At 61.7% G+C, this 18202-nt stretch carries 15 protein-coding genes and 2 pseudogenes; 10 read left to right on the forward strand and 7 right to left on the reverse strand.

Features of this window, described 5'->3' with window-relative positions; translation table 11 throughout:
• Window positions 1-64 precede the first annotated feature (64 nt).
• Genes BLP23_RS12930 through BLP23_RS12940 form a run of 3 tightly spaced genes read left to right on the forward strand, consistent with a single transcriptional unit; the run spans window position 65 to window position 2698 of the window.
• On the forward strand, window positions 65-670 hold the full coding sequence (locus BLP23_RS12930; RefSeq protein WP_092585245.1) for an SCO family protein: 606 nt from the start codon (window positions 65-67) through the stop codon (window positions 668-670).
• Window positions 671-674: 4 nt separating this feature from the next.
• Window positions 675-1802 carry an FAD-dependent oxidoreductase gene (locus BLP23_RS12935; protein ID WP_092585246.1) on the forward strand — a complete coding sequence of 376 codons (1128 nt, stop codon included), beginning with the start codon at window positions 675-677 and terminating at the stop codon, window positions 1800-1802.
• A 17-nt stretch (window positions 1803-1819) separates the two neighbouring features.
• Window positions 1820-2698 (forward strand): 50S ribosomal protein L11 methyltransferase, encoded by an 879-nt coding sequence (locus BLP23_RS12940; protein WP_092585247.1) that lies wholly within the window; start codon window positions 1820-1822, stop codon window positions 2696-2698.
• A 157-nt stretch (window positions 2699-2855) separates the two neighbouring features.
• On the opposite strand, the gene BLP23_RS33675 is transcribed toward BLP23_RS12940, so the two are convergent.
• Window positions 2856-3029: a hypothetical protein gene (locus BLP23_RS33675; protein ID WP_167363881.1), complete on the reverse strand. Its 174-nt coding sequence runs from the start codon at window positions 3027-3029 to the stop codon at window positions 2856-2858.
• 276 nt (window positions 3030-3305) lie between these two features.
• On the opposite strand from BLP23_RS33675, the gene BLP23_RS12950 reads away from it, so the two are divergent.
• Window positions 3306-5141 carry an aminopeptidase P family protein gene (locus BLP23_RS12950; RefSeq protein WP_092585570.1) on the forward strand — a complete coding sequence of 612 codons (1836 nt, stop codon included), beginning with the start codon at window positions 3306-3308 and terminating at the stop codon, window positions 5139-5141.
• 21 nt (window positions 5142-5162) lie between these two features.
• Here the strand turns inward: BLP23_RS12950 and BLP23_RS12955 are convergent, their stop codons facing one another.
• Window positions 5163-5471 (reverse strand): AzlD family protein, encoded by a 309-nt coding sequence (locus tag BLP23_RS12955; protein WP_092585249.1) that lies wholly within the window; start codon window positions 5469-5471, stop codon window positions 5163-5165.
• Window position 5472: 1 nt separating this feature from the next.
• Complete coding sequence (locus BLP23_RS12960) at window positions 5473-6192, reverse strand: AzlC family ABC transporter permease (protein WP_092585250.1); 720 nt, start codon at window positions 6190-6192, stop codon at window positions 5473-5475.
• A gap of 130 nt (window positions 6193-6322) precedes the next feature.
• Between BLP23_RS12960 and BLP23_RS12965 the strand changes: the two genes are divergently transcribed.
• The gene (locus tag BLP23_RS12965; protein WP_092585251.1) at window positions 6323-6571 is read left to right on the forward strand and encodes a DUF2164 domain-containing protein; all 249 of its coding nucleotides are present in this window, start codon (window positions 6323-6325) and stop codon (window positions 6569-6571) included.
• Between the two features lie 3 nt (window positions 6572-6574).
• Here BLP23_RS12965 and pncA read toward each other — a convergent pair whose 3' ends face one another.
• Together pncA and BLP23_RS12975 are read right to left on the reverse strand one after the other, a co-directional pair.
• Complete coding sequence (pncA, locus tag BLP23_RS12970; protein WP_092585252.1) at window positions 6575-7201, reverse strand: bifunctional nicotinamidase/pyrazinamidase; 627 nt, start codon at window positions 7199-7201, stop codon at window positions 6575-6577.
• A gap of 200 nt (window positions 7202-7401) precedes the next feature.
• Entirely contained in the window at window positions 7402-8232 is an 831-nt protein-coding gene (locus BLP23_RS12975) for a siderophore-interacting protein (RefSeq protein ID WP_092585253.1), read from the reverse strand.
• A 335-nt stretch (window positions 8233-8567) separates the two neighbouring features.
• Here BLP23_RS12975 and BLP23_RS12980 point away from each other — a divergent pair, with 335 nt between their 5' ends.
• Both BLP23_RS12980 and BLP23_RS12985 read left to right on the forward strand, forming a co-directional pair.
• Window positions 8568-8969 carry a DUF488 domain-containing protein gene (locus tag BLP23_RS12980; protein WP_092585254.1) on the forward strand — a complete coding sequence of 134 codons (402 nt, stop codon included), beginning with the start codon at window positions 8568-8570 and terminating at the stop codon, window positions 8967-8969.
• Between the two features lie 75 nt (window positions 8970-9044).
• Window positions 9045-9392, forward strand: coding sequence for a hypothetical protein (locus BLP23_RS12985; RefSeq protein WP_092585255.1), 348 nt, complete (start codon window positions 9045-9047; stop codon window positions 9390-9392).
• A 261-nt stretch (window positions 9393-9653) separates the two neighbouring features.
• Here BLP23_RS12985 and BLP23_RS35095 read toward each other — a convergent pair.
• Both BLP23_RS35095 and BLP23_RS35100 read right to left on the reverse strand, forming a co-directional pair.
• Window positions 9654-11246, reverse strand: a pseudogene (locus tag BLP23_RS35095) (ATP-dependent helicase); the annotation flags it as partial.
• A 126-nt stretch (window positions 11247-11372) separates the two neighbouring features.
• A pseudogene (locus tag BLP23_RS35100) lies at window positions 11373-12227 on the reverse strand (ATP-dependent helicase); the annotation flags it as partial.
• 353 nt (window positions 12228-12580) lie between these two features.
• On the opposite strand from BLP23_RS35100, the gene BLP23_RS13000 reads away from it, so the two are divergent.
• From BLP23_RS13000 to BLP23_RS13010, 3 genes are all read left to right on the forward strand, one after another.
• Complete coding sequence (locus tag BLP23_RS13000) at window positions 12581-13765, forward strand: efflux RND transporter periplasmic adaptor subunit (protein ID WP_092585256.1); 1185 nt, start codon at window positions 12581-12583, stop codon at window positions 13763-13765.
• A gap of 2 nt (window positions 13766-13767) precedes the next feature.
• Window positions 13768-16920, forward strand: a complete 3153-nt coding sequence (locus BLP23_RS13005) for an efflux RND transporter permease subunit (protein WP_092585571.1) — start codon at window positions 13768-13770, stop codon at window positions 16918-16920.
• 265 nt (window positions 16921-17185) lie between these two features.
• Complete coding sequence (locus BLP23_RS13010) at window positions 17186-18184, forward strand: flagellin N-terminal helical domain-containing protein (RefSeq protein ID WP_092585257.1); 999 nt, start codon at window positions 17186-17188, stop codon at window positions 18182-18184.
• The last annotated feature ends 18 nt before the right edge of the window (window positions 18185-18202 follow it).

Below are 18202 nucleotides of genomic sequence, written 5' to 3' on the forward strand. Positions count from 1 at the left end.
ACGAAGAGCTATCAGGCGGGCAGTCGCGGGCCGCGCCGTCCGCTTGCTTTCAGGGGTCGCAGACATGAAGAATTTCCGTGTTGCTGTTTGGGTGGCCGTCATCATCGTCGCGGCGGTGCTCGGATGGCTGACGCTGAACATCACGAAGACGAGGGATATGCCGCTCGCCGAGGGCCCGTTCGGCGTTCCGTTCACGCTCGTTTCGCAAAGCGGCGAGCCGATCACCGAGCAGGCGTTGCGAGGCAAGCCGACTGCGGTGTTCTTCGGCTTCACGCATTGCCCCGAGGTTTGCCCGACGACGCTCTTCGAGCTCAATGGCTGGATGGAGAAAGTCGATCCGGCGGGCGACAAGATACAGGCCTATTTCGTCACGGTCGATCCGGAGCGCGATACGCCGGAAATCTTGAAGCAGTATGTCTTGAACGTTTCGAAGCGCATCACCGGCATCTCTGGTACGCCGGAGAAGGTCGCCGACGTCATCAAGGGCTTCCGCGTCTACGCCAAAAAGGTGCCGGTCGATGAGAAGGATCCGAGTGGTGAATATACGATGGATCATACGGCATCCGTCTTCCTCCTTGATGCCGAGGGCCGTTTCGCCGGCACGATCGCCTATGGCGAAAACCCGGACACGGCGGTAAAGAAGCTGGAGAATTTGATCAGCAAGGGATGAAACCATGGGGGCCGGGCATCGCAGCATCCTGATCGCCGGTGCCGGCGCGACGGGTCTTGCGGCAGCAATCGAGCTTGCCCGGCGAGGCTTTCGCCCGCGCATCATCGACAGCGATGCAGGCCCAGTGCCGCTTTTGGAAAGCCGGGCGCTCGGCATCAATGCGCGCACGCTGACCTTGCTTTCGCCGTCCCGGGCCGCTGAAGCAATCCAGCAGGAGGCCTACCGGATCGATCGCTTTCGGGTACGGTCGGGCAAGAAAGTGCTTTTCGAGATCGATCCTTCCAAAATCGACGGCCGCTTTCCGGCAATCCAGGTGCTTGCGCAGGGCCATACGGAACGGCTGCTGCTCGGCAAGCTCTCCGACTATGAAGTCGAGCCCGAATGGCAGACGGTGCTTGAAAGCGTCACCGGCACGAAGGACCGGCCGCATGTGACGCTGCGCCGCGTAGACGGTTCCCGGGAGGAAATCGACCTTGATATCCTGATCGGTGCCGATGGCGCACATTCCACGGTGCGCAAGACTGCAGGCCTCGGCTTCCCCGGCGAGGCGATCGAAAAGGCTTTCTATCTTGCGGACTACCGTTATCCACAGCCGATCGATCCGCATTACGTCGAGATCAGCCTGTTCAATCCCGGCATGGTCGGCCGGATTCCGGTTTGCGACGATTCGGTGCGTTACCTCTCGACGCTTCCGGATTTCGAGAGCCGCATCGCCCATCCGGTGCCTGGCGGCGAATTGGTGTGGGCTGCGAATTTCCGCATCCATTTCCGGCATGTCGAGCGCATGTCGAAGGGTAACGTCTTCCTTGCTGGTGACGCGGCGCATATCCATTCGCCGGCGGGCGCCCGTGGCATGAATCTCGGCATCGAGGATGCCTGCTGGCTCGCCTATCTGATATCGGAAGGCAGAGAACAGGACTATGCGGACCTTCGAATGCCAGCGGTCAAAATCGTCTTGAAGCAGACCTATGGGCTAACGAGGCTGGTGACCATGCACCATCCGGTTGCGACCGGCCTTCGCAATTTTTTCGCACCGCTGCTGATCCGCGTTCCGGGCATTGCCAGGCGGTTTGTTCGCAGCGTTGCCGGTTATGACACACCGCCGCCGGTCTGGATCGACGGCGCGCAATAGAAATAGGAAAAGTTCGAGTGAGTGAAATTCGCCTGTATGTGACGACGGCCGAAAAGAAGGCCGGGCAGGTTCTCGATCTTCTGACCGAAGTTTTCGGTGAAGAGGACTTCGCGATTGCGACGACCGAGATCGACGAGAAGAAGGATATCTGGGAAGCCTCCGTCTATATGATGAGGGAGGACGAGGATGAGGTTCGCCTTCGCGTCGAAGAGGCGCTGAAGGCGCCGTTCCCCGACCTGAAGGTCGAGCGCGAAGTCATTCCCGATATCGACTGGGTGGCGAAATCCCTTGAGGGCCTAAAGCCTGTCCGGGCAGGGCGCTTCCTCGTGCATGGCTCGCATGACCGCGCCAAGGTCCGACCCGGCGATATCGGTATCGAGATCGATGCGGGGCAGGCTTTTGGCACCGGCCATCATGGCACGACGGCCGGCTGCCTGGAGGTGATCGACAGCGTGTTGCGTTCGCGCCCGGTCGGCAATGCGCTGGACCTCGGCACGGGCAGCGGCGTCTTGGCGATCGCGGTGCGCAAGCTCAAGAATATCCCGGTTCTCGCAACCGACATCGATCCGATCGCCACGCGTGTCGCGGCCGAAAACGTGCGGCGGAACGGCATTGCTTCGGGGATCGTCGCGAAGACTGCGCCAGGCTTTCATTCGACGGCCTTTGCCCAACACGGGCCGTTCGACCTGATCATCGCCAATATTCTGGCGCGGCCGCTGATCAAGATGGCGCCGAAGCTGGCCGAGCACCTGGCGCCTTCCGGTTCGGTGATCCTGTCCGGCATCCTCGCAGAACAGCGCTGGAAGGTACTTTCGGCCTATAACGGCGCGAAGCTCCGCCACGTCCGCACCATCTGGCGAAACGGCTGGGTGACGATCCATCTCGACCGTCCGTAAGCTATCGGCAAAAAAAAGAAGGCGGTGCCAATGGCACCGCCTTCGACCGTTAAACGGCCATGCCCGCGAGCTCGAAGGAGGAGGAGCGCTCGAGCGGGCTCTACAGTTCTGATTGCCGGTCCGTTGAGGGAGGAGGAGAAACGAAGCGGCAAATGGCTCAGAACGCGTAGCTGGATACACCCTTGTGGTGCGTAACCTTGTGGCCCGTGCCGAGCATCTTGAGGCTATCCCCATTGAGCGGGCGGCGGGCACCGATGACGTGATGCACAGTCTGGCGTTCGCCAGCCTGCACCGGGCTGCTGTAAGCGAAGCGCGACAGAGAGGCAGTCATTTTCATTTCCTTTTCGTTGCAGGCTCGGTTTCCGAACCCGTTTGATGCGCCGTATATAGCTATTCCCAAATCCTTAGGCAGAGGGTTTCGTTCATGGGAGCCATGCGTTTAATGCATAAAGCATGCCAGTTTTGGTTTTCTCGTCACATTTCTGCCAAAATATTGAGCGGCCTGGCATGGGCAAAGTGGCTGCTTTTTCTCCCATTGCCCTGATTTTTCGATAACATGGGCCGCCCGCTTTTCGGCGGATTCGGATATAGCTATTGGGTTTTCAGCATGTTCCAGTCTTTTGAGGTTACCTCCACGCCACAATTCGGCCGCGATCGGGTCGGGCAAATGCGCGCGAGTTTCGAGGCGCTGGGCGTCGATGCCTTTCTCGTGCCGCGTGCCGATGAGTACAACGGCGAATATGTGCCGGCGTGCGCGGAGCGCCTGGCGTGGCTGACCGGCTTCACCGGGTCTGCGGGCATTGCGCTCATCACCCATAGCCAGGCGATCATTTTCGTCGACGGCCGCTACGTTACGCAGCTTGCCGAGCAGGTTGATAGTTCAGTCTTTACCGGCGGCGACCTCGTCAACGAGCCGCCGCATGTCTGGATTCCCAAGAACGGCAAGCAGGGCATGCGTCTCGGCATCGATCCCTGGCTGCATTCCGGCGCCGACGTGCGGCGTCTCGAAAAGGCACTTGCCGAGATCGGCGGCACGCTGGTGATCCTGCCGCACAATCCGCTCGACAGGCTCTGGACCGATCGGCCGGCCGAACCGCTCGGCGCCGTCGTCATCCAGAATGTCGCCCAGGCCGGCACGCTGGCAAAGGACAAGATCGCAACGATTGCCGCCGATCTCGCCAAGAAGAATGCGGCAGCCGTGCTGATCGCCGATCCATCGTCGATTGCGTGGATCTTCAATATCCGCGGTGCCGACGTTCCACATACGCCGCATCCCCTTGCCCGGGCCATCATCCATGCCGACGGCAAAGCCGAGCTGTTCCTTGATAAGCGCAAGACCAGCATCGAGCCGGAAGCCTATCTTGCGCAGATATGCGTGCAACTGCCGCCGTCTTCGCTCGACGAGCGGCTGGCGGCCGTGTCGAAGGATGGCCGCCGGGTTATGATCGATCCGGACATCGCCTCCTATGCGCTTGCCGACATCATCCGCAAGGCTGGCGGCGAAGTGGTGGAGGGTGCAGATCCTGCCAAGCTGCCGCGGGCGGTGAAGAACAGCGTCGAACTAAACGGCTCGGCGGCGGCCCACCTGCAGGACGGCGCGGCGATGGTCGAGTTCCTCTTTTGGCTGTCGCAGGAAAAGCCGGGCACGGTCACGGAGATTGCCGCGGCCGAAAAGCTAGAGGCCGTGCGCGCCAGCGTCGGCCAGAACATGCAGAACCCGCTCAAGGATGTTTCCTTCGACACGATTTCCGGCGCCGGCGAGCATGCCGCGATCATGCACTACCGCGTGACGGTCGACACCGACCGGACGATCAATGCCGGGGAGCTTTTCCTGATCGATTCCGGCGCGCAATACATCAATGGCACCACGGACATCACCCGCACCGTCGCCATCGGCGCGGTTTCGGAAGAGCAGAAGCGCTTTTTCACACTCGTGCTGAAGGGCATGATCCAGATCAGTACGGCGCGCTTTCCGAAGGGCACGCGGGGCTGCGATCTAGATCCGCTGGCGCGTATCGCCCTCTGGCGGGCGGGCGTCGATTTCGGGCACGGCACCGGCCACGGCGTCGGCTCGTATCTTTCCGTGCACGAGGGCCCGCAGCGCATATCGCGGCTTTCGACGCAGGAACTGCTGCCCGGCATGATCCTTTCCAACGAGCCGGGTTATTACCGGCCGGGCAGCTTCGGCATCCGCATCGAAAACCTGATCTATGTGCGCGAGGCGGAGGACATCGATGGCGGCGACATGCCGATGCTGGGTTTCGAGACGCTGACCTTCTGCCCGATCGACCGCACGATCGTTATTCCCGAACTGCTGACGCATGACGAGCTGCACTGGTTCAACGATTATCACGCCCGCACCCGCGAGGCGCTGATGCCGCTGATCCACGACAAGGACGTCAAGGCATGGCTGGAGAATGCGACCCTGCCGCTGGAATATTGAGGTCTAAAGCGCCGTCCGGCCCTAGAATCCGATCGTGCGGCGCCAGGCCATGATGACGAGCCAGGCCGCGACGAGCATCCAGCTGTGCGACACCTTGAGACCGACGATGAGGGCGACGACAAGCGCCAGCTTGGAATCCCAACCGCCGTCGAAGAAGGCCGGCGCGACGATGGTCGTCAGCACTGCGGCAGGGACGGCGTTGAGCGCTGCCTCCATGCGCGGCGGGATGCGTTTCATCGTGGTGATGAGCACATAGCCGCCAATGCGCGTTGCATAGGTCGCAACAGCGGATGCGAGGATCACAAGAACCATCTGGAGATCGAATTCCATGTCAGACCTCGTGCGGTTCGTTTTCGGTTTCGGGCTTGAGCGCGTCAGGCAATGGCAGCAGCGCAGCCAAGGTGATGCCGGCCGCAGCACCCAGGCTGACATGCCAGGGTGAGCCGACATAGTGGTAGGCGATCGCAGAGGCGACCGCGCTGACGAGGGCGACCGGCAGGAAGTTGTCGCGGTTGCGGAAACCGAGCACGATACCAAGGAAATAGGCGGGCAGCAGGATATCAAGACCGAGCGCCTTCGGGTCGCCGATGAAGCTGCCGAGCAGTCCGCCGAGAAGGCTGACCAGCACCCAGGGCACATAGATGATGATGCCGAAGCCGAGATACCAGATGAAGGTGACCGGCTTGCCCTCCTCGCCGCGCTTCACCATCTCGGCGAATTGCGGGTCGACGAGCAGGAAGAAGGTGAAGAACTTCTGCAGCGGCGTGAAATGGCGGAGGTAGCGCGCGATCGCCGCCGAATAGAGAACATGGCGGAAGTTGACGGCGAGAATGGAGGCGACGATGAGCCAGGCCTGGACGTTGTTTCCGAAAAGCTCGATGCCGACCATCTGGCTGGCACCCGCATAGACGGTGGCGCTCATCAGCGTCAGCTCGCCGAGCGACATGCCGTTATCAACGGCCAGGGCGCCGAATAGCGCTGCGAAAGGCGCGGACGCCACGGCGACGGTGAAGCCGCCCCGCAAACCCTCGACGAAATCCGCGCGACTCATCGGCACCTGTTCTCCTTCAAAACGAACCTGCTCTATGTGCCCAGCGTCTCTGCCGCAATCGAATTTCCTTGATCGATCGATCGATTTCGCTGAACGGTGGGAATCCCAGACAATGGCAGGAGACGACACGATGAAGCCGATAGACTTTTCCAAGGAAGATAAGGCGGCACTGATTGGGCGGATCCAGCACTTCTTCGACAAGGAACTGGATCAGCCGGTCGGCCTGCTCAAGTCGGACCTGGTCCTCGACTTCTTCGCCAAGGAGGTCGGCGCCGCCTATTACAAGCAAGGCCTGCAGGATGCACATGCGGCGTTTCTGAAGCGTGCCGACGACCTTGCGGACGATATCTACGGGCTGGAGCAGGCGGCTCGGGACTGAGCCTCAGCTGGCGAGAGCCGTCTGGCTGTCGATGATCTCGATGCCGCGTGTGCGCATCTCGTCGATTGCGGCAGCCACCCCTTCCGGCGTGATGCCGCGGCTTGCATCCTCGATGAAGCGTACATTGACGCCGGGCATCATCTCCAGCGCATCGAGCGCCGAGAATTTGACGCAATAGTCTGTCGCCAGGCCGCAGACGTCGAGCTCTGTCACGCCCTGGTCTTCGAGGAAATCGGAAAGCCCGGTCGAGGCATCCTGGCCGTTGTCGCGGAAGGCGGAATAGCTGTCCACCAGCGGATTTTCGCCCTTTTGCTGGATGAGGTCGATTTCTTCGGATTTCAGCGCCGGATGCAGTTCGGCGTCGAGGGTGTTCTTTACGCAGTGATCCGGCCACATCATCTGCGCCTTGCCGGAAAGCTCGCCCATTTCGAAAGGCTTCTTGCCTGGATGGGAGGAGGCAAAGCTTCCGTGGCCGGGTGGATGCCAGTCCTGCGAGGCGACGATCAGATCGTATTTGCCGCTGTCGATGAGCTTGTTTGCGACCGGCACCACCTGATCGCCGTCCGGCACCGGCAGATTGCCGCCCGGGCAAAAACCATTCTGAATATCGACCAGCAATAACGCTTTCATCAGGCGACTCCATACGTTTGCGGTGCAGCATGCCAAGCGGATATGCAGCTATCAACTAGTGGATTCGCAGGTGGTCAAGCGCAAGCTTTTTTTGGAGGAAGCGCGCATTGTGCCGCGAGGGAGATGGCACGACGAGGCTTGCCGGCGCCTCATTCGGGGAAGGCGGGCCCCAAGCCTATCCCAGCGGCACGAGCGGCAATTCACTCGCCGTGCGTTTCGTGGAAGTCGGCCTGGCCGCGCTTCCAGTAGCCTGCTGCTTTGATCCAGGCTTTCGGATGCTGGCGCTCATCGACCATGATGGCGCGCAGGCGCTTGGCGACGAGGGTTTCGCAGGCGATCCAGACATAGCCGTCGCCGACGGGAAGCGTGAGGCCACGCAAAGCCTGATCGAGCTGATCCGTGGTCCCGGCCGGTGCCGCGCCGCGATGAAGCCAGAGTGTCGTCAGCCTGGCCTTGCTTTCCAGCGCCTGCTCCTCTTCGGGATCTGCAACTTCGGCAACGACGAGCGCATGGGCGGAAGCTGGTAGTTCCTCGAGGCGGCGGCCGATGGCGGGAAGGGCGGTCTCGTCGCCGACAAGCAGATACCAGTCGAAGTCGGTCGCAACCACGAAGGAGCCGCGCGGGCCGCCGACGCCGAGCATGTCGCCAGGTTGCGCACGCAATGCCCATTCGGTTGCGGGGCCCGTTTCGTGAAGCGCGAAGTCGAGATCGAGCTCGCCCGTCACCGCGTCGAAGCGCCGGGGCGTATAATCGCGCAGCGCGGGCTTGTTGGCCGGATCGATCCTGCCTTCGGAACGCATGTCCGGAAAGACCGGTTCTTCGCCGGCGCGCGGCACGAGAATCTTGACATGATCGTCATGGCCGAGGCTGACGAAATCGTGAAGATCCGGTCCGGCGAGCGTGATGCGAAGCATCTGCGGCGTCAGTCTTGCAACGCGGCGGACCGCTAACACGCGCCGCTTGACATCGTGGCGGACGCGCTCAATCCGGTGGCGTTGTTCGGTGGTTTTGGAGGCGGTATCTACCGTCATCGGGGTTCCTTGGTTCGGAACCGGGGGCGCGGGACGCGGCCATGCCGCGCCGCTCGCAACCCGGCTCGGGGTCGATCAGCGCGTTGGTTGACGTTAACGTCTACGTGCCGCGTCAGGCGAGGCGGCATATGTCCCTGTGTCTAACCGTCGCTCGGCGGCTTGGCAAGGACAAAACATGATTTTAAAATGAAGGTTTTGTAATACTTCTCTGCACGCCCGGCCCGCGAGCGGATTGGAACGCCGACCGGCTCATGCATCCACGGGATGTGTTTGCCCGCTGGCGAAAACTCGGCCATCGCGCTAGATATCTCGTCCGGCCAGGCGAGGAGACCACAATGGCAATCAGCGTCGTGCAACTGGGCTCGCCACGGAGCAAGGACGAGGGCCTGCGCATCGGCACCGTGCGCCGCCCGCCGCGCGGGGTACCGAAGGAGGAGTTTGCGAGCCGCGACTATTACGACGTCTGGCTGCCGATGCTGTCGCCGAGCCAGGAGCTGGTGGCCGAGGCGAAGGCAGCGCAAACCGAAGCCGAGTGGAAGGCCTTTTCCCGCGCCTATCTCAAGGAAATGGCCGCACCCGACGCCAGCCGGGTCATTGACACGCTAGCCGCGCTTTCGCACACCGCCAACTTCGCCGTCGGCTGCTACTGCGAAAACGAAAGCCGCTGCCACCGCAGCCTGCTGCGCGGGCTTCTTGCGGAACGTGGCGCGCAGCTCAGGGCCAAGGCCAGCGCCTAATCGGCAGATGCGCTCTCTTGCCGATCCCGGTTATTTCTGCCTTCCTTGGCCAATAATAGCAGCCGGGAGCAAGCCATGACCGAGCCAGGGCCAGAAGAGAAGATCGACGCCACCTTCCGCAACGGCTCGCTGACGGCTGCGGGAATCATTCTCGGCTTTTCGCTGAGCTTCATCAGCCGCTGGGTCTCCAACCCGAACGACTGGAGCCGCATCGACATCCTGCCGATGCTGCTCTTGACCGTTGGCATCGCTCTGCAGGTGAAGGTCTTCGCCGACCTTTTGGCGCGGGATTCGCTGATTGCGGCCAAATACGACCGGTCGCGGCGGCTCTTCCTGATCGGATTGGGCATCGTCGCCATCGGCATCGCGATCGCGCTCGTCAACGATATTCTAGGGATGGGCAAGATGCCGATGATGGGGTGAGCGGGCATTCATGCCGATACTCAACCTAAATCCAGCATTGTATTGCAGTCCCTATACGACGACTGAGCTTGTATTCAACGGCGCAAATTTCTGACCGATGAACGAATGTCGCACGGATGATGAAATCAAGGTTGCGCGCGGCGGAGCCAAGATGGCTTTTTGCTTCAAGCAATGGGGCGGCATAAACGCGAAAAATGCCGGTACTTAATGTTTCAGGGGCAGACTTGGGACGAGATGCCTCGTGCCGCGCGGGTGGGCTCGTCAAACCCGCTCCACAAACCCATCCAACACCCTCTTCTGCCCGGCCCGATCAAAATCGATCGTCAGCTTGTTGCCCTCGATCCCGGTAATATTCCCATTTCCGAATTTCAGGTGGAAGACGCGGTCGCCCATCTGGAAGCGGGAAGGTTCGGTGGAGGTGGATTTGGCGACGAGTTCGCCTTCGATGGTGCGGCCCTTGGGGCCGCTTTCGCCGTAGCCTATACGTTCGACCGCATGGCCCGAGCGGGTGCCCCAATTGTCGCGGGTGGCGTCGGTCTTGTTGGCTTGGGCGCGTTTCCAGCCGGGGGTGGAATAGGAATTGGCGAAGGGGTCGGCCTTGTCGAAGCGCGACTGGCCGTAGCCGCCGCGGCCGTAACCGCCGTAGCTCTGCTCGACTTCGGCGACTTCGACATGGGTTTCCGGCAGTTCGTCGAGGAAGCGCGAGGGGATGGTCGATTGCCAGAGGCCATGGATTCGGCGGTTGGAGACGAACCAGATGTGGCAGCGGCGCTTGGCGCGGGTGATGCCGACATAGGCGAGGCGGCGCTCCTCCTCAAGCCCGGCGCGGCCGCTTTCGTCGAGCGAGCGCTGATGCGGGAAGAGGCCTTCTTCCCAGCCTGGCAGGAAGACAGTGTCGAATTCCAACCCTTTGGCCGAATGCAGCGTCATGATCGAGACGGCGTCGAGGTCTTCGTTCTGCTCGGCATCCATGACCAGCGCGACGTGCTCCAAAAAGCCACGTAACGACTCGAAGCTCTCCATCGAGCGGATGAGTTCCTTGAGGTTTTCCAACCGGCCGGGCGCTTCGGCCGTCTTGTCGGCCTTCCACATGTCGGTATAGCCGGACTCCTCGAGGATCTGCTCGGCAAGTTCGGTATGCGGAGTCGTTTCAAGCCTTTGCTGCCAGTTCCTGAAGCTATGCACCACGTCGAAGAGCGCCTTTCGCGCCTTCGGTTTCAGCTCGTCTGTTTCGATGATGTCGGCGGCTGCGGCGAGCATCGGGATGTCGCGGGCACGGGCGTAGTCGTGCAGCGAGCGCACGGTCGTGTCGCCAAGGCCGCGCTTTGGGGTGTTGATGATGCGCTCGAAGGCGAGGTCGTCGGCGGGCTGTGCGACGAGACGGAAATAGGCCATGGCATCGCGGATTTCGAGGCGCTCGTAAAAGCGCGGGCCGCCGATGACGCGGTAGTTGAGGCCGAGCGTCACGAAGCGATCTTCGAATTCGCGCATCTGGAAGGAGGCGCGCACCAGGATCGCCATGTCGTTGAGGTTATGCTGCTTGCGCTGCAGGGCCTCAATCTCCTCGCCGATGGCGCGAGCTTCCTCTTCGCTGTCCCAGGAGGCATGCACCTGCACCTTGACGTCTTCCGGATCGACGCGGTCGGTGAACAGCGTCTTGCCGAGCCGGCCTTCGTTGTGCGCGATTAGATGCGCGGCGGCGCCGAGGATGTGTTCGGTCGAGCGGTAGTTGCGCTCCAACTTGATGACCTTGGCGCCCGGGAAATCTTTCTCGAAGCGCAGGATATTGTCCACTTCCGCGCCGCGCCAGCCATAGATCGACTGGTCGTCGTCGCCGACGCAGCAGATGTTGATGGTGCTGCCCCTGATCTCTCCCCTTGTGGCGGAGATGTCGGGGGAGCCGACAGAGGTGGGTGATTTCGCGCCGGTGCCCGAGGGGATATCCCCTTCTGTCCTGCCGGGCATTTCTCCCACGCGGCTCGGCCGCTGTGCCAGCAGCCGCAGCCACATGTACTGCGCAGTGTTGGTATCCTGGTATTCGTCGACGAGGATATAGCGGAAGCGCTGGTGGTATTCCTTGAGCAGGTCCGGGTTTTTGCGGAAGATGGCGATGGGGTGCATGAGCAGATCGCCAAAGTCGCAGGCGTTCAAGGTCATCAATCGCGCCTGATAGGCGAAGTATAGTTCCCGGCCCTTGCCGTTGGCAAAGGCACGGGCGTCGCCTTCGGGAATGTCGGCGGGGCCGAGGCCCTTGTTTTTCCACGTATCGATCATGCCGGCGAATTGCTTGGCCGGCCAGCGCTTGTCGTCGAGGCCCTCGGCCTGGATCAGCTGCTTGACCAGGCGCACGACGTCGTCGGTATCAAGGATGGTGAAATCGGACCGCAGGTTAACGAGCTCGGCGTGGCGGCGAAGCAGCCTGACGCCGATCGAGTGGAAGGTGCCGAGCCAGGGCATGCCTTCGACGGCGCCGCCGACGAGCAGGGCGATGCGCTCCTTCATTTCGCGCGCCGCCTTGTTGGTGAAGGTGACGGCGAGGATCTGCGAGGGGAAGGCGCGGCCGGTGCTCAAAATATGCGCGATGCGGGTCGTCAGCACGCGGGTCTTGCCTGTGCCGGCGCCCGCCAGGACGAGGACCGGGCCTTCCAGCGTCTCGACCGCTTCGGTCTGTTCGGGGTTCAGGCCTGCGAGGTAGTCCGGCTGCTTGCCGCCATCGCGGGCCGCCATGGCGCGGGCGGCGATCCCTCCGGCTGTAGGGGCGGGCGCCTGCGGCTTGCGTGGCGCTTCACCCGGCTCTTCGTCGAAGAAGGGGATATCGTCGAAACTATTGCTCATGGCGCGTAATGTAGTGATTCGGGATGGAAAGGCCAGAAAAGATGTTCTCGGTTCATTCCAGCGCCTGCAAGGACGAAAGCCGACCGTCGCCGACGCGGTGCATTGAGGGCGGCGGCAGATGCTTGTCCAATCCCCTAAAGTAGCGATTGGTGATTCAGGCCGGAAATACGCTTCCGCTCAAGCAAAAGTGACCTGTTTTCGTGAGGATGGAGATTACAATTCTGTAATGACCGGCACGTGCGCTTGATGGCCGCTTGTAAAGGGGCGATATTGTCGCAGTCAGGTGGGGAATATGTCTAAAGGCGCTCTTTCGATCCTCCCAGGTCTGACCCCGGGTCCCTTCGGAGACGTGAATGGCTTTTTGGAAGCAGTTTATTCTTTCTCTTATCGTTATTGCAGCCGGCTTTGCCGGATGGATTTTCCTTGTGCCGGGTGCGGCTGATGTTCTGAGAAGTGCCGGGGTCCCGGAAAACCTTGTCGCCAAGGTGGCTCCTCCCGTGGAGCCCGGTGGGGGTGCGTCGGCGCAAGGCGAGGGCGCCCAGGGCGGTGGAGGACGCAATGGCGGCGGGCGCAACAACGCCGTTCTGGTCGTGACACAGGCTGTCGTGCAGGGCGTGGTCAACGACCGGCTCAACGCAATTGGCACAGGCGACGCGATCCGCTCGGTGGCGGTGACGCCGCAGGCAATGGGCACGATCCGCGAAATCCTCATCAAGTCCGGCGATAAGGTCAAGCAGGGTCAGGTGCTTGCCAAGCTCGACAGCGAGGAGCAGGTGATCGCCAAGGGGCAGGCCGAAGTGGCGCTGAAGAGCGCGATCGAGAAATCCAATCTCTATCACAACATCAAATCCAGCGTTGCGCGCATGGACGTATTCGATGCCGAGATCGCCGAGCAAGGCGCGCGGCTGCAGCTGCAGGCCGCCGAACTCAATCTCACCCGCCGCAACATCGTGGCGCCGATCGACGGCATCGTCGGTATCGTCCCAGTCAACATCGGCGACAACGTGACCACCAGCACGCCGATCGTGACGCTCGACGACCGCTCGGAAATCCTCGTCGACTACTGGGTGCCGGAGCGCTTCGCCAATACGGTTTCCGTCGGCCAGCCGGTTGAGGTAACGTCGGTCGCGCGGCCGGGACAGGCGTTCACCGGAGAGGTCCAGGCGGTCGACAACCGCATCGACGCGGCCAGCCGGACCCTGCGCATCCGCGCCAAGATCGACAACCGCGCGGATGAGCTTCGCGCCGGCATGTCCTTCAATGTCAGCATGAAGTTCGCCGGCGACAAATATCCTGCGGTCGATCCGGTTTCCGTTCAGTGGGATTCACAGGGCTCTTTCGTCTGGCAGGTGGTCGACGGCAAGTCGCACAAGGTGCGCGTCAGCATCGTGCAACGCAATCCGGATTTCGTCCTCGTAAAGGCCGGCATCAAGGATGGGGACGCCATCGTGACGCAGGGCCTGCAGCGCGTCCGCGAGGGCGGGCTGGTGCGGACCGGCAATGAACTGGCCTCGAACAACGGGGCCAAGACACAATGAACGTGACCGTCACCGAACTTCCAGAGAGAGCCTCCGGCAAGCAGACCTTTACGGCGCTCTTCGTGCGCCGACCGATCCTGGCGCTGGTTTTCAATACGCTGATGGTGGTGGCGGGTCTTGCTGCCTATGCCGGGGTCGAAGTGCGCGAACTGCCGGATGTCGACCGCCCGGTCGTGACCGTGCGCACCATGTTCGACGGCGCTGCACCGCAGACGATCGATCAAGAGGTGACGAAGGTCATCGAAGGCGCAGTTGCGCGCGTCAGCGGCCTGAAATCGATCTCCTCGCAATCGCAATTCGGCCAAAGCCGCGTGACGCTGGAGTTCTCCGATACCGTCGATCTCGCCGTAGCCGCAAACGACGTACGCGATGCGATCGGGCGCATCATGGAGCAGCTTCCCGACGATGCCGACGCCCCGCAGATCGTCAAGGCGGACGCGGATTCACAGCCGATCATGCGTCTTGCGGTCACCTCGACCAAGCTCAACATGGATGACCTGACGCTCCTCGTCGAAAACGAGATCGTCGACCGGCTGGCCTCCGTCGATGGCGTTGCCGATGTCGAGCAATATGGCGACCAGGAAAAGATCTTCCGGGTCGATGTCGATCAGGGCGCTCTCGCAAGCCGCGGGCTGACGGTCGGCGATCTGACGGAGGCGCTCGACAACTCAGCCCTCGACGTTCCTGCCGGATCGCTGAAGAGCACGACACAGGACATCGTGGTGCGCGCCACGGCGAGCCTCCAGAAGCCGGAGGATTTCGCCAATGTCATCCTTCAGGACCGCGTGCGTCTCGGCGACGTCGCGACGGTGACGCTCGGGCCGCGCGACGGCGATACAGCGCTGCGCTCCAATGGCAAGCGCGGCATCGGCCTCGGCGTCATCCGCCAGGCGCAATCGAATACGCTCAATATTTCGAGCGGCATCAAGACGGTGGTCGAGCAGCTTTCGAAGACGCTGCCGGAAGGCACGAAGATCGCGATTACCAGCGACGACGCCGTGTTCATCCAGGGAGCGATCCACGAGGTCGTGTTGGCGCTGATCCTTGCCGGCGTCATCGTCACCGGCGTCATCTACCTCTTCCTGCGAGACTGGCGGGCAACCTTGATCCCGGCGGTCAGCATGCCGGTGGCATTGATCGGCACGCTGGCTGCGATCTATCTCGTGGGCTTTTCGATCAATATCCTGACGCTGCTCGCCATCGTGCTGGCGACGGGTCTCGTCGTCGATGATGCGATCGTGGTGCTCGAGAACATCGTGCGGCGGCGCGCCGAAGGCATGGGTCCGCGGGCGGCGGCCGTCCTCGGCACGCGCGAGGTCTTCTTCGCGGTCATCGCGACCACGGCAACGCTTGCCGCCGTCTTCATTCCGCTGTCATTCCTGCCGGGGCAGGTGGGCGGTCTCTTCCGGGAGTTCGGCTTCGTGCTGGCCTTCTCGGTCGGTCTCTCGTCGATCGTCGCCCTGACGCTTTGTCCGATGCTCGCCTCGCGCATGCTGACGAGGCCAATGCTGGAGGATCATGGCGCGCTCGGCCACTTCGGCGGGGCGTTTGCGCGTGTCTATCAATGGAGCCTGCAGCGTTGCCTCAACGCGCCCTTGGTCGTCATTGTCGCGTCTGTCTTCTTTGCCGGGGCGGCGCTTGTCGCCTTCTCGACGGTCAAGAGCGAGCTTACGCCCAGCGAGGACCGCGCCATGGTGATGATGCGGCTCACCGCGCCGCAGGGATCGAGCCTCGAATATACGCGCGACAAGCTGCAGCTCGTCGAAGAATATCTACAGCCGCTGGTCGACAACGGCGACATCAGGAACGTCTTTTCGATCTCCGGTCAGGGCGGCTCGGCCAATAGCGGCTTCATGGTGCTGACGCTGGCGCCCTGGGGCGAGCGTGACCGAACGCAGGCGGAGATCGTCCAGGATATCAACCGGGCGGCATCGCGCGTGCCTGCACTTCGCGGCAATGCGATATCCTCGAACAGCTTGCGCATTCGCGGCGCCGGCAGCGGCCTGCAGATGGCGCTCGTCGGCAATGACTACGACCTCCTGACGTCTGCCGCCGTCAAGCTGGTGCAGGCGCTGGATGCGACCGGTCAGTATGATACGCCGCGGCTCACTAACGAGCCGACACAGGCGCAGGTTTCGGTCACGATCGACCGCGAGCGGGCCTCCGATCTCGGCATCGATATCACCGGGCTTTCGACAGCGATGCAGTCGCTGCTTGAGGGACGTTCCGTCGTCGACGTCTTCGTCAATGGTGATGCCTATCCGGTTCTGCTCACTTCGACCATGCGGCCGATCGATGATCCGACGGACCTCGAAAACGTCTTCCTGAAGACAGGCGAGGGCAAGATCGTACCCATGTCCGTCATCGCTTCGATGAAGGAAGGCGCGGTTGCGCCGCAGTTGAACCGTGAATCGCAACTCGCTTCCGTCGCGATCACGGCGGGCCTCAAGGAGGGCATGTCGCTCGGCGATGCCGTCAAGCAGGTGACGGAACTTGCCGAGCCGATCCTGCCGCCAGGGGCGCGTCTAATTCCGCTTGCCGAAGCGGCAACCCTCGAAGAGAACTCCAGCGGCATGGCACTTACCTTCGGCTTTGCGATCGTGATCATCTTCCTGGTGCTGGCGGCGCAGTTCGAAAGCGTGCTGTCCTCGCTGATCATCATGTCGACAGTGCCGCTTGGGCTTGCCTGCGCCGTCTTCGCGCTCATTATCACGGGATCGAGCCTTAACATCTACAGCCAGATCGGCCTCGTTCTGCTCGTCGGTGTCATGGCGAAGAACGGCATCTTAATCGTCGAGTTCGCCAACCAGCTCCGCGACCGCGGGGTGGAAGTGCGCGAGGCGATCGAACGCGCCTGTGCGCTGCGGCTGCGCCCGGTCATGATGACGATGATCGCCACCATCCTCGGAGGCGTTCCGCTGGTCTTTGCGCATGGCGCAGGCGCGGAAGCGCGCATCGCGCTCGGCTGGGTGATCGTCGGCGGACTGGGTTTCGCAACGCTGGTCACGCTCCTTATCACGCCGGTCGCCTATCTTCTTGTGGCGCGCTTTGCCAAGCCACATGCCCATGAGGAAGCCCGTTTGCACGAGGAGATGGCGATTGCGGCACGGCCGAAACCGGTGCCCGATCCCAAGCATCTGCAGGCCGCGGAATAGATTAGACTCCGTCTGCTTTAAACGGCCGCCTCCCATCGTGGCGGCGTTTTCGTGGTCAATGAACGGTTGCAAAACAGAATAAATTTCTTCTGAACGTTAGATGTTTCTTAAGCATAAATCGCAATGATCTACCCGTAACCGATCAGATGCCTCCAGCGTTTCGGAGGCTTGCCCACCCGCTGATTTCAGCGCCCGAACATGACGTTTCGGGGACACGGTTCGCTGTTTGTAAGTAGCATGTAGTTGTGTTCGGAGTTCTGTTCCCGTGAGTATTTTTCAACGCACATCTGTCGATGCGGCGCTGCATACGCTTCGTGATATCAACCACAGCCTGACGCGGACGCAGAACCGCGTCTCGTCTGGCTTTCGCGTCGAACAGGCCCGCGACAACGCCGCCTACTGGTCGGTGGCGACCACGGCCCGCTCCGACAACAAGGCGCATGCTGCAATTCAGGATGCGCTCGGTATGGCGGCCGCCACCATGGGTACGGCCTATACGGGCGTTGCCAGCGCCGTTGACGTCGTTTCCGAAATCAAGGCGAAACTTGTCGCCGCGACCGAACAGGGCGTCGACAAGGAAAAGATCAATGACGAGCTGACGCAGCTGAAGGCACAGTTGCGTTCCGTCGCCGAAGCGGCAGCCTTCAACAGCGACAACTGGGTCGTCCTGACGGATGAAGACAATCCCACCGAACCGAAGCAGATTCCGGCGTCCTATATCCGCAATGCCGACGGCACTGTCACCGTCGGCACGTTGACCTATCATATCGACCTGCCGTCGACGGGCGTCACCACATCGAAGGATGCCCGCTACCTCGTCGACGACCGCTCCGGCGGGAGCGGCGAATACGGCGCTTTGACATCGTCCTATTTCGCGACGGAAATGGGCGCTTCGCAGAATTACGTCATGATTTTGAGCAAGGCGGGCAATACCGCCGGACAAGTGGAGATCGGGCTTTCATCCTCGACGACAAAAGATCAGGTCGCTGAGATGATCAGCGTAGTGGACGGCATTCTCAGGCAGATGACCACTGTGGGCTCGGCTTTTGGTGCGCTGGAAAAACGCATCGAGCTGCAGAACGAGTTCGCCAAAACGCTTTTCGACGCCTACAGCTCAGGCATCGGGCGTCTGGTCGATGCCGATATGGAAGAGGAGTCGAGCAAGCTTACGGCGTTGCAGACGCAGCGGCAACTTGGCCTGCAAGCGCTCTCGATCGCCAATGCCAGCTATGACACCGTAAGGCAGCTCTTTCAGAACTTCTAACGCGCATCCGGTTCCGCC

This window comes from Rhizobium mongolense subsp. loessense (genome assembly GCF_900099775.1).
In the GTDB taxonomy this organism is placed as follows: Bacteria; Pseudomonadota; Alphaproteobacteria; order Rhizobiales; family Rhizobiaceae; genus Rhizobium; species Rhizobium loessense.

Bases quoted from the DNA above. Each gene is read 5' to 3' on its own strand.
- BLP23_RS12950 (WP_092585570.1), top strand. From the start codon at position 3,306: ATGTTCCAGTCTTTTGAGGTTACCTCCACGCCACAATTCGGCCGCGAT.
- BLP23_RS12975 (WP_092585253.1), bottom strand. From the start codon at position 8,232: ATGACGGTAGATACCGCCTCCAAAACCACCGAACAACGCCACCGGATT.
- BLP23_RS12965 (WP_092585251.1), top strand. From the start codon at position 6,323: ATGAAGCCGATAGACTTTTCCAAGGAAGATAAGGCGGCACTGATTGGG.
- BLP23_RS12980 (WP_092585254.1), top strand. From the start codon at position 8,568: ATGGCAATCAGCGTCGTGCAACTGGGCTCGCCACGGAGCAAGGACGAG.
- BLP23_RS33675 (WP_167363881.1), bottom strand. From the start codon at position 3,029: ATGACTGCCTCTCTGTCGCGCTTCGCTTACAGCAGCCCGGTGCAGGCT.
- BLP23_RS13000 (WP_092585256.1), top strand. From the start codon at position 12,581: ATGGCTTTTTGGAAGCAGTTTATTCTTTCTCTTATCGTTATTGCAGCC.
- BLP23_RS12985 (WP_092585255.1), top strand. From the start codon at position 9,045: ATGACCGAGCCAGGGCCAGAAGAGAAGATCGACGCCACCTTCCGCAAC.
- BLP23_RS12935 (WP_092585246.1), top strand. From the start codon at position 675: ATGGGGGCCGGGCATCGCAGCATCCTGATCGCCGGTGCCGGCGCGACG.
- BLP23_RS12930 (WP_092585245.1), top strand. From the start codon at position 65: ATGAAGAATTTCCGTGTTGCTGTTTGGGTGGCCGTCATCATCGTCGCG.
- pncA (WP_092585252.1), bottom strand. From the start codon at position 7,201: ATGAAAGCGTTATTGCTGGTCGATATTCAGAATGGTTTTTGCCCGGGC.
- BLP23_RS12955 (WP_092585249.1), bottom strand. From the start codon at position 5,471: ATGGAATTCGATCTCCAGATGGTTCTTGTGATCCTCGCATCCGCTGTT.
- BLP23_RS12960 (WP_092585250.1), bottom strand. From the start codon at position 6,192: ATGAGTCGCGCGGATTTCGTCGAGGGTTTGCGGGGCGGCTTCACCGTC.